This is a genomic window from Okeania sp. SIO2F5, from assembly GCF_010692685.1.
Taxonomy (GTDB): Bacteria; Cyanobacteriota; Cyanobacteriia; order Cyanobacteriales; family Microcoleaceae; genus Okeania; species Okeania hirsuta.
The window spans coordinates 40896-50985 of record NZ_JAAHGU010000041.1 but is presented as its reverse complement, the minus strand read 5'-3'; the positions used below and the strand labels follow the sequence as shown (position 1 = coordinate 50985).

Below are 10090 nucleotides of genomic sequence, written 5' to 3'. Positions count from 1 at the left end.
GTAAACAATTTCAAGCTATAAACTGTAAATTATCAATACCATTACAGACATCCTTAAAACTTTAAGGTTTAGCGATCGCCTAATTTATGAAAAATACAGCTCATACAGTTACTTTTATATTACATTGCAAATATCTATGTAACATGTAAAGATGCCAGCGCTCATTGCTATAATTATACTTAAACAAGTGACAGATGAAACTAGACAAGAAATAGCAAGATTTCTGGCAAGGTAACTGGCAGCAAGGACAGTAATTCCCCAAAGAAGATCGGGAAAAGGTTTTAGGAGGTTTAGTCAGTTCAAAAGAGTTATTGGTACGGCGGGCAATCAACTAGCTTGGCATCATCTTGTCGGACAAACTATTTAAAATTTACAGACTTTTGGTGCGGAAGCAATTCATAATACGGGGAATTTAGTTTGCTTAGAACATGGTTCTGGATCTATTCACCAAGAAATAACCAATTTCTATAATTCGATTCAACCAGAGCTAACTGATTCAGAAAGGATGAAGGTGAGAGAATGGATCGGCAAACAATCTTTTGAAGAACAACAAGATTTTGGTGTCAGAGTAGTTAGAGCTTTCGGAGGTACAATTTCATGCTGACTTTAGATGTAGAAGCAGTTTTAAATTCCATTCCTAATGAGGTTGCTTGGGAAGATGTGGTGCAGTTCCATCAACTTGACGATCGCGTTGCTATAGCTAATGATTTTTGTCCTAATATCATTGGTGTTAATGATGGCTCTATTGAGTGGTGTCCGAATGAGGAACCGCCAAACTATTTGGAAAAGTTGGTTTGGTTGTGGGTGGTTCGTCCAGATATGGGGGCAGCGTTCGCGGAGCGTTGCGGATGCAACATCGCTCTGGAAACTCCATTGGAACTAAAAAAGATTATTGGTAATTATATTCTGGTGGGTGATTGAGGCCGATCGTCTTTCTGTTTCAAGCCAAGGATTTCAATCCTTGGGTAATAGCTTAAGTCATCTTTAGATGACTGAATTACCTATAGAACCCATTTGTTATCTTTTAGGAAAAGACTATACTAATGAGCGATATAGCTGCCGCTAGGCTCCGCCAACGCTTGCTTAGGATGAAAAAATGCCATATTCAAGCAGCTTAACAGATAAACAATAGGAGATTATCGAACCACTACTAGCCAAGAAATAGAAAGAGCAAAAGACCTACCTAAAATCTTAAGAATTGCTGAAAAAACAGTGGAATTTCTTAGGTCTAGAGTAGTGTATATACATTCAAATGTATTTTTTAAGATAAAAATAGCTTGATGGTGTATCTACACAAAGATATGACTATAGAGATAGACCTTAACATTTAAGTTTAAGAGTTATTTGAATTCTCAGTCAGAAGCAGATGCTCCCATCAGGATTCCTGTACTTAGAAGTAAAAATTTTAACATAACTTTATTCCTTAGTTTTCTTCCTGAAAGAACATTATTGATATGAGTATTACTTCAAGAGTAAGACCATGTACACTCCCCATTTTATGTCCGTTATTTCTAATGCTTGTCTTCCATATCTTTAGTGAGGTAAATTGAGATGAAATTTGGTAGTCTCTTGATGCCGTCCCACCCACCGGAAGTTACAATCAGGGAAGGACAAAATGCAGACCTCGCTGAACTCGAACGCCTGGACGCTATCGGTTTTGACGAAGCATGGATTGGAGAGCATTTTACTGCTCAATGGGAGCCATGCCCTTCGCCAGATCTGCTAATTGCGCAAGGGCTATTGCGCACACAGAATATTCGTCTCGGGCCTCTTGGCCATCTGCTGCCTTATCACAACCCAGTTGAACTTGCTCACCGAGTTTCCTACCTTGACCATATGGCTGCAGGTCGCTACCAGCTTGGTGTAGGCATTAGCGCTCTTCCTTCAGATCGGGCACTTTTCAATGTTCCGTCTGGCGGTGGGCAAAATCGCCGCATGACCTTTGAATCTCTGGAAATGATGACCAAACTCTGGACTGAAGGTCCTAGCGATTTCACAGGGGAGTTCTGGTCGATGGGCAAAGCCGAAAGTACGCTGCCAGAACTTGGCTATCACCTCGCCCCCTATCAAACCCCACACCCACCAATTGCCATCGCTGGCCTCACTGCCGGTTCTGCCAATCACAAGCTGGCTGGTGAGAAAGGATATTTACCAGTCAGTCTGAGTGTCGATCCCGATGCATCGATAACTGCTCAACATTGGGACGCGGTTATGGAGGGGGCAAAGCACGTCAATCGGCAACCCGACCGCAATGACTGGCGCATTATCCGCGATGTGTATGTGGCACCGACTGATGCAGAAGCTCGTGAACTCGCTATCAATGGTGCAATGGGTCGTTGCTGGCGCGAATTTTTGCTGCCAATTTACCTTGGCCTTGGCCTCGGACCCATCCTTAAAACCGATCCAGATATGCCAGATGCGGCAATTGATCTTAATTATCTTGCCGACAATCTTTGGCTAGTGGGCTCGCCAGACACTGTAGCAGAACGCATCAAAAGACTTCAGGAAAAAACAGGTGGTTTCGGATATCTTCTGATTATCTCTTACAATGCTACCAATGAGATTGACTCCTGGGAGCGTAGCCTTCGCCTTTTGATTGAAGAGGTAGGACCTCTTGTCCGAACAAATTTAGGAGTAGAGGCTGTTGCTGCCTCTATGGCTGGACAATGAGTTATGTTGCGATCGCTACTGAGCAGTTCGATACTGTTGTGGCCTTCTATGGCGATCAGCTTGGTTTCCCAGTTGTGGAACAGTGGGACCGTCCAAATGGCCGTGGAATACGTTTTGACTTGGGTGGTATGCGGCTCGAAATTCTTGATAATCAACGGGAACGATCAGCACTATCTCTAGGCCAACCAGGCGATAGCTTCCATATCGTGATCGAGGTCGATGACATTGAGGCTACTCAGCGTCAACTTGCCATTGATACCCCTGAGCCACAGTCTACTTCTTGGGGTGCCAGGCTATTCCAACTTCGAGACCCTGACGGAGTGCCTGTTACCTTTCTAGAGTGGGTTGATGCCACAGGGGCAATGCAAGAAATTCGCGGTCAGTTGGCCAGTGGTGTTGGTCGGGGGTCTCATTTCACTCGCTTGGACTGGGTGCGTACACAGTTCATAGATTCCGTTAGTATTGACCCTTTTCCAGGGACTGCTAATGTCATCGTCAAAGATCCAACATCACTAAGTAGATGGAACCGCCTACGGTGCCAGCCCGGTATCAAAATTGTCAACCCCAACTCAGGACCAAACGATTGTAATGCCCGGTGCTTTCCTGTCGTTGTTGACGGCATAGTTGACGCAGCAATTGTATTACCTGATGTTGAGGGTTATGCAAAAGATCAGATTGAAATTATTGCGTCGGTCAACTTACGAGATACACTCGGCAAAAGCGACGGGGATATTATCGTCCTTCGGATAAAGGAACCGGATGTCAGTTGAGATGACTCATATAAAATCCGGATAATTACTATACCTAAGTCATTGCGACGGTCACTGCGTGGAAGGAAGCAATCTCCTAAACTTCTGCGATTGCTTCCTCTCGTCGCAATAACGACTGTTCAACCGGATTCTATATCAGCAGCCCAGAATTACGATCCCTGGTTATATGAGATAGAGCATAGTTTGTGCAGACAAAACGTATGAAAAGGCGAAATGTATCAAAAGGTTAAACGTATGAAAAGGCTAATAGTTGGTATTTCTGGTGCTAGTCGTGTCATCTATGGTATCCGGCTCCTTGAGCTGTTGCGCGAAACGAGTGAGTTCGAGCTTCATCTCGTTATGAGTCGCTTTGCACGGGTAAACATTGAGATCGAAACTGATCTCTCACCCAAATATGTTGAGAGCCTAGCTGACGAGGTACACAGTAACAATAATCAAGCAGCCACAATTTCAAGCGGGTCATTTAAAACTGAAGGGATGATTTTTGGTTGAGTTGATAGTAGTTTAAATCGTAAGTACCTTTCAATTTTAAAGTACCTATATTTTTCTTGTCTGAGAAAGTAATTGCTTTTCTATTCTCTGACAGTTTCCAGCCAGAAGTTTTATATTCTACAGAGCGACAATGTTTTTTAAATTTAGGATAACCCTTTTTTCCTTTAATTTTTTTCTGGCAGTTGTCATAAAATCTAGATATTGCAGACCAAGCTCTTTCCGCAGCCGATTGTCGAGCCATTGAATTTAGTTCCGAGGCAAAACTAAATTCTTGAGCTAATACTTTGCAATATTTATTTAGGTCATATTTGCTGACACCTTTGTTATCCATCCAATATCTTAAACACTTATTTTGGATGAATTGAGATGTTTTAATGGCCTCATCTATTGCTTTGTATTGCTCTGGTTTAGCTTTGACTTTGAACTCGTAAATTATCATTTTTGCTCGACCTACCTTTTGATCTTTATGCTATCATAAAAACCCTAATTAGCGGAGAAAATGTCAAGGGGAAATTAGATATTTTTACAGGCGACTAAAGTCGCGCGTGAGCTAAACGTCCACGCACTAAAGCGACGTGGTTTTCAAGCTCTCATCCCAATAGATAAAAATAAACCTTTATAACGTCTTCTCCTCCATGCTTCTGCTAAATTAGCACATACAGAACGGGAGGAACCCCTAATTTGGTCAGTTAAAGAATATGTTTCTTCTTGGGGAAAAATTTTAGAAATTTCTAAAATTTTCATAGCAGTATTAAAAGCAATTTGATACACCTCTAAATCTTCATGATTATTAATTAAATTTTCGCGACTTTCAGTCATATATTTTTCCCACTACAACAACAATATCCAATCCCGCCATCTCCCCATCTCCCCATCTCCCCATCTCCCCATCTCCCCATCTCCCTACTCTCACAACAACCCGCGATAACGAATAAACAATAAAATAACTGCCCAGGAACCTAACGCTACTTTTATTGCCACTAAAATATTAAGTATCGGCAAAATTCCCCCACTAACAAGAGTACCTAACTCTCCTTTAGGTAATTCCAATCCCATCAGAGTTATAGCTGCCAATACAATGAATATTAAAACCGAAACCTTTTCCCAAGTAGCAGCATTCCATGTTTTATAGATTTTCTCCATATACTCAGATGATGAAGTAATGGCAATCAAACCAATAGCAGTTCCTCCAGCAACCCCTGCCGCAAACCCACCACCTGGACTTAGATGTCCCCTAATTGCTAGCTCAATACTCACCAACGCCGTAATAGTAGCTCCCAAACGCGCTAGCACAATTGAAGGTTGATCGCTAAATTGATAAACTTTTTCGGTGGGTTTTTCATTTGCGAGGAGAAAATTCACGCCCAAAATAGCTATCGTAAATACCACCACTTCAAAAATTGTGTCGTAGAGTCGATTTCTAAAAATGATGCCAGAAACTGCATTTGGTACTCCACTATCATCTACGATCGCTCTCACAATAGAAATTTCCTCCCATTCTGCTTGTGGGTTGGGCATAATTAGCACTTTGACTAACAATGCTATTCCAGCTATAATATAAATCCATTTCATTAATGTTTGCCCTCCAAGTTTGGTATAGTAATGTATGTCACAATTGTTTTTGCTGAAGTTAGTTCGGTTTCCATAATCTCAAAAAGACGATGCACTCTAATGCTAGTTTGATAAGTGGGTTCGTTTTCTGGTTCTAATTGTTCTGATTTACTACAGATAGCGTGAACCTCTTTACCTATCAATGCCCATTCTAAAGCTTGTTTGTTGGGATATTCAACTAATTCAAGACGCAAATGATATTTATTAATGGTTTGTCTGATCTTAGATATTAATTTGGTAAAATCACTGTCTGCTTCTACCTCTACCCCTTTAACTATTCCCAGACGCATGACTAAAGAGGAACGAACTGCTACAACATAAAGAGTAATAGCTAACATTGTACCTACTAAAGCTTCAGTTAAAGCTACATCCGCAGCTCCTAAAACTGCATATACCAAAGCTGCTACTGCTCCTAAAATAGCTCGGATAATCAAAGCATCATAAGGATTAACTTGAAATAACAGTATAAAAGCTGCTAAGGGTAGCAGGGCAATGATCACATAAATATAACTATCAATCATTTTTTTCTCCACTACTAGAGCAATATGCTAAAACATACCCCAAAACCGTATTCCAAATTGCCAAAGTAATCAGTGCTAGGAGCAATAACGGCCATTCAAAAGGAATTTTCAGTAGTAAACCGACAACAATACTCATCGATCCAAGGGTATCAGCTACCGAAAGACTATGGAGTTTAAATAAAACCGATCTATGTCCGAGTAGGGGGAGTGTTCCCCAAAACCACAAAATAATTCCGATAACTATCAAGCTATAACTTAAAATGTCAATCATACTTCGTTTAACCTTTTGATTAAATTTGCCAGTAGCATTAATCCCGCATTACCCACACTCAAGATGATAACTGCAACTACTCCAATTGACCAATCATCTCGCAAAACGGATACCACCAACATCATAATCGAAGTTTTGGTGGCAATACTAGCAAAGGCTAGTATTTTCTGCCAAATATTATTATCCTGCCAAGCTTCATAAATGGGTATGAGCAAAGCTAAAATCATAGCAATCAAAATATAGTTCATTTGTTTTTCATCCGTCGCACTACGTGTACTTCATACCAACCTTGTTCATGGTATTTCAAAACAATGCTTTTAGGGGTAAAAGTAATCAAAAATATATCCAGAAATATCAATCCTGGTGTTCGTTTTGGTTTAACTTTTTCGCAAACCAATACTTCATCATTATGGGGGCGAAGCATAATTTGTATTGCTTCTATATAGGCCTGGGGAATTGCTACCACAATTTCCCATAACACGTCTAACCAATCTTTTAGAGCGCCTAATGATTTACGACTGCGGGGTAATAAAAAGGCGATACTGACACCAATAATAATATTTGCCGGACTTAAGTCGGCGGTTAGTAAAAACCATATTGTCAGTCGTAATACTATATTGAAAAATCCGATTGTGTCCATACTATCCAGCAATTAAAAAGTAATCAGTTATAACTATATTTATATTTCTGCTATAATAAGCTTTTATGCCATAAAATTTTCAATTTTTTTCAATAGACATCTCCGGAAAAGAGGGAGTAGGGAGTAGGGAGTAGGGGGAGATAATTGATAATTTATGTGCCATAATTGATTTTATTTTTTATTATTGGAGACATCTAATAGTCGATAATGTTTTTCCTCGCCCACAAAAGATTCTGAATCTTCTATCTGTCTAGTTTAAAGCAAAATTGTAATTTACTAAATCCTATAATTTTAAAATTTGAATTATTTTTGTCATTTTTTTCGCCCAATAAACAGATAATAAGGTACTTTGACCCCTGGTAAAAAAGGAATGGTTGACATCCTTTCCATAAATTGAATACTTTCAAAACGGTAATGAAGATAAGGAGCGTGTTCAGGAGATAAAAAGACATTATCCCTGCCAAACCAAGCAGGCCAAAAATGACGAGATAACCAGGAGTGGGAAGACCAGTGTTTTATAGGATATTTACGAGAAATATAAAAGTCAACAACTCCAATAATTCCACCAGATTTTAGTAAATTGTAGGCTCGATCTATAGCTGCAAACCAATCTGGAATCATGGTTAAGGAGTAGGAGAATGTTACAATGTCAACAACTTGTTCTGGTGGGGTAAATTGGGTAACATCAGCTTCCACAGTCTCAACGTTAGACCAACCATTGGTAATAATTCGCTCCTGTGCTATTTCCAATAAAGAAGGGCATAGATCTACAATGTAGAACTTCTGAAATTTGCTTAATTTATCGCCTATTGACTCAAGATTAGCTCCGGTACCACCTCCTAGATCGACCCAAATATCTCCCGGATATTGAATCAGGGATTGATACAGGTCTTCTCTCCCTTGGAGCAGACGTTTGCGAAATTTGTCATAACCCTGAGCTTGCCCTTGATAAAAGCTTTCTAGTCTTTCTTGATGATTACTACCCTGAATAGGTTTAACTAGATGGTATAATATATTCAGGTCTTGAGCAAAATTACTAAAAAATGACACTTTTACCTCCTTAAGCTGTGACTAGATCAGCAATATAAAAACTGCCATAAGTACGGACTCGATCTTTTTGATGGAGTTGTTTTGCTAAATCCTTTTGGTATTGCAGCAGTTCACCTAAATTATACTCCTGACCTTGGGTAGAAACACAGATAGGATCGACATATTCTACTTCAAAACCACCACTCCGAAATAAAATACGCGACTTTTTCTGAGAACGATCGACAATAGCTTGCCATTCTCGTTTTAGCTCTGCATATTCATAATTACTCAGCCAGTCCATATGATCGAGTAAAACGAAATGAGAAATCTGAATATCATTATTACGCTCTAAAAATTGAGCTATTGTATCTGTATGAACTGAGATGCGATCAACTAATCCCGCTTTGAGTAATTGAAAATTTTCCGGTTTCAAATATTCTGGGCAACAATTTGGTGTATACTTGCCTTCCAGAAAAACTCGCCAGAAGTAATTATCCCAGATCGGAATTTCGCTAAAAACTTGCTGACAACAATCTTCTACAAATCCCGACACTCCATTTTTCAGGTAGCGCTCCATTTGTTGTCGTTGTTGAGGAGGAACACCTAACATCCACAGCGTCAAGTTACTATCCATAATCTGACGGATAAATTTTTTCCAAAACCTATCGTTAAGCTTTTCATCATAATATATCTGACGTTGCTCTTCAAGAGTTTGAGCTTTAAGCAGTGCATTGATTTCATCTCGAAGTTGCACAACACGATCGATGTAGAAATTAATCAATTGAGCAAAGATACCTGTTGTACCATGAAAGAAAAAAGAACGCTTACCTGCAAAAAGTCTCGCTCCATGATTATCCCAATATTGTTGAGCAAAAGGAGATAAATAACCACGAAGTTTTTGCTGATAAACCTCTTTAAAGTTAGATAAATGTCCTTCGCCAAAAAGTTGAAAAAAGCTAGAATAATCAAGTTCTCGAATCCCAGCTATTTTTAGTTCAAGTAAGGCATTTTGTCGAGGGTTAACATCAACTGCATAAATATGCACTGGATAAACCAGTGCATATTCAATAGCATTACATCCTCCTGAAGTCAAGACCAAAACTGTATCATCTTTGGTCAAATTCATAGCTACTCTGTCTAGTCTAGGGTCTTCCCAACAAGTTACATAAACTAGATTATTTCGATGTACATAATGAAACCCTAAATCTAACCAATTGTCAATTTTTGGAATCAAAGTCATTTGTTATTACCTAATTTAATTATACAGAATAATTGAATGAATTTATGGTAAAATCAGCATTGGTTCTTGAAAACATTCAATATTCATTAAATCTTTGGGGGTGTGCGCCGCAGGATTAAGTTTGGGGTCAATCATCCCAGCTATTTGTAGAGCTTCAGCAACAAGTTCAGAACAAAAAAAACCTGCCGAAGCACTAGGTAATTTATCCTTGGTTTCTGCATTAAAATATTTATTCTGTGCTAACCAAGAACCTATACTCTTACAAAAAGCATAAGGAGTATGACGATCATTAAGATGCCAGAGCCATGATTGCATTTGAGCAATCCTATCATAGGACAACTTTTTTTGCAAAGGAAACCACCATGCTTGTCCACAAGTTTTATAGATATCAAGCCAATTGCTTAACCAATGAACTTGAACCCCCTTTAAGCGCTTCTGTTCTTGAAAATCTGGTAATACTGTGTAAGCTGTCGATTCTGCAATGAGAATATCCTTTCGCTGTTTATTTAGATATTCAGTCTCTAATACAATAGCAACATGACTATAGAGACTCCTGGTAAACCATCGAATAATTTTGGCATCTAGTCCATTACCTGAAAAGGCAATGACATCACCTGGACTTATGTGAGACAATATTGCATTCATTTTGTTACTCATACTTACCTTAGTTATCGTATGATATCAAATCCGCTAGGGTTCGGTATAAAAAAAATTTCATCCTCAGCGCAAATGTGCAAATATTTCGCGCATTCTCTTCCCTCCTGACTCCTGAGGACTTACTCCTAGATTAACTATCTAATTATACCGATGCTACCGGATTTGATATGACAGTTCTCAATCGACATA

Annotated in this window: 14 protein-coding genes; 4 read left to right on the top strand and 10 right to left on the bottom strand. The window is 39.3% G+C overall.

Translation table 11 applies throughout. The features are described 5' to 3' along the window. Positions 1-597 precede the first annotated feature (597 nt). The 4 genes from F6K27_RS15315 (at position 598) to F6K27_RS33660 (ending at position 3932) form a co-directional block, all read left to right on the top strand. Entirely contained in the window at positions 598-921 is a 324-nt protein-coding gene (locus F6K27_RS15315; protein ID WP_287277211.1) for a hypothetical protein, read from the top strand. 630 nt (positions 922-1551) lie between these two features. After that, positions 1552-2670 (top strand): LLM class flavin-dependent oxidoreductase, encoded by a 1119-nt coding sequence (locus tag F6K27_RS15310; RefSeq protein WP_287277210.1) that lies wholly within the window; start codon positions 1552-1554, stop codon positions 2668-2670. After that, on the top strand, positions 2667-3440 hold the full coding sequence (locus F6K27_RS15305) for a DUF120 domain-containing protein (RefSeq protein WP_287277209.1): 774 nt from the start codon (positions 2667-2669) through the stop codon (positions 3438-3440). The genes F6K27_RS15310 and F6K27_RS15305 overlap by 4 nt, the downstream gene beginning before the upstream one ends. 213 nt (positions 3441-3653) lie before the next feature. Continuing rightward, positions 3654-3932 (top strand): flavoprotein, encoded by a 279-nt coding sequence (locus F6K27_RS33660; RefSeq protein ID WP_353735989.1) that lies wholly within the window; start codon positions 3654-3656, stop codon positions 3930-3932. Here the strand turns inward: F6K27_RS33660 and F6K27_RS15300 are convergent. From F6K27_RS15300 to F6K27_RS15255, 10 genes are all read right to left on the bottom strand, one after another. Further along, the gene (locus tag F6K27_RS15300; protein WP_287277207.1) at positions 3904-4371 is read right to left on the bottom strand and encodes a transposase; all 468 of its coding nucleotides are present in this window, start codon (positions 4369-4371) and stop codon (positions 3904-3906) included. The genes F6K27_RS33660 and F6K27_RS15300 overlap by 29 nt on opposite strands. Positions 4372-4514: 143 nt before the next feature. Further along, on the bottom strand, positions 4515-4751 hold the full coding sequence (locus tag F6K27_RS15295) for a four helix bundle protein (RefSeq protein ID WP_287277204.1): 237 nt from the start codon (positions 4749-4751) through the stop codon (positions 4515-4517). 90 nt (positions 4752-4841) lie between these two features. Beyond that, a complete protein-coding gene (locus F6K27_RS15290) occupies positions 4842-5504 on the bottom strand; it encodes a Na(+)/H(+) antiporter subunit B (protein WP_287277203.1) in 663 nt (220 codons plus the stop codon). Continuing rightward, positions 5504-6064 (bottom strand): DUF4040 domain-containing protein, encoded by a 561-nt coding sequence (locus tag F6K27_RS15285; RefSeq protein ID WP_287277201.1) that lies wholly within the window; start codon positions 6062-6064, stop codon positions 5504-5506. The genes F6K27_RS15290 and F6K27_RS15285 overlap by 1 nt, the downstream gene beginning before the upstream one ends. After that, positions 6057-6335 carry a monovalent cation/H(+) antiporter subunit G gene (locus F6K27_RS15280; protein WP_287277199.1) on the bottom strand — a complete coding sequence of 93 codons (279 nt, stop codon included), beginning with the start codon at positions 6333-6335 and terminating at the stop codon, positions 6057-6059. Before F6K27_RS15280 ends, F6K27_RS15285 begins: the two co-directional genes overlap by 8 nt. Then, a complete protein-coding gene (locus tag F6K27_RS15275; protein ID WP_287277197.1) occupies positions 6332-6583 on the bottom strand; it encodes a hypothetical protein in 252 nt (83 codons plus the stop codon). Before F6K27_RS15275 ends, F6K27_RS15280 begins: the two co-directional genes overlap by 4 nt. After that, positions 6580-6975, bottom strand: coding sequence for a Na+/H+ antiporter subunit E (locus F6K27_RS15270; protein ID WP_287277195.1), 396 nt, complete (start codon positions 6973-6975; stop codon positions 6580-6582). Before F6K27_RS15270 ends, F6K27_RS15275 begins: the two co-directional genes overlap by 4 nt. A gap of 312 nt (positions 6976-7287) precedes the next feature. Next, positions 7288-8025: a class I SAM-dependent methyltransferase gene (locus tag F6K27_RS15265; RefSeq protein WP_287277192.1), complete on the bottom strand. Its 738-nt coding sequence runs from the start codon at positions 8023-8025 to the stop codon at positions 7288-7290. A gap of 10 nt (positions 8026-8035) precedes the next feature. Further along, entirely contained in the window at positions 8036-9244 is a 1209-nt protein-coding gene (locus F6K27_RS15260; RefSeq protein WP_287277191.1) for a DUF3419 family protein, read from the bottom strand. Between the two features lie 42 nt (positions 9245-9286). Then, positions 9287-9901 carry a hypothetical protein gene (locus F6K27_RS15255; RefSeq protein ID WP_287277190.1) on the bottom strand — a complete coding sequence of 205 codons (615 nt, stop codon included), beginning with the start codon at positions 9899-9901 and terminating at the stop codon, positions 9287-9289. Positions 9902-10090 lie beyond the last annotated feature (189 nt).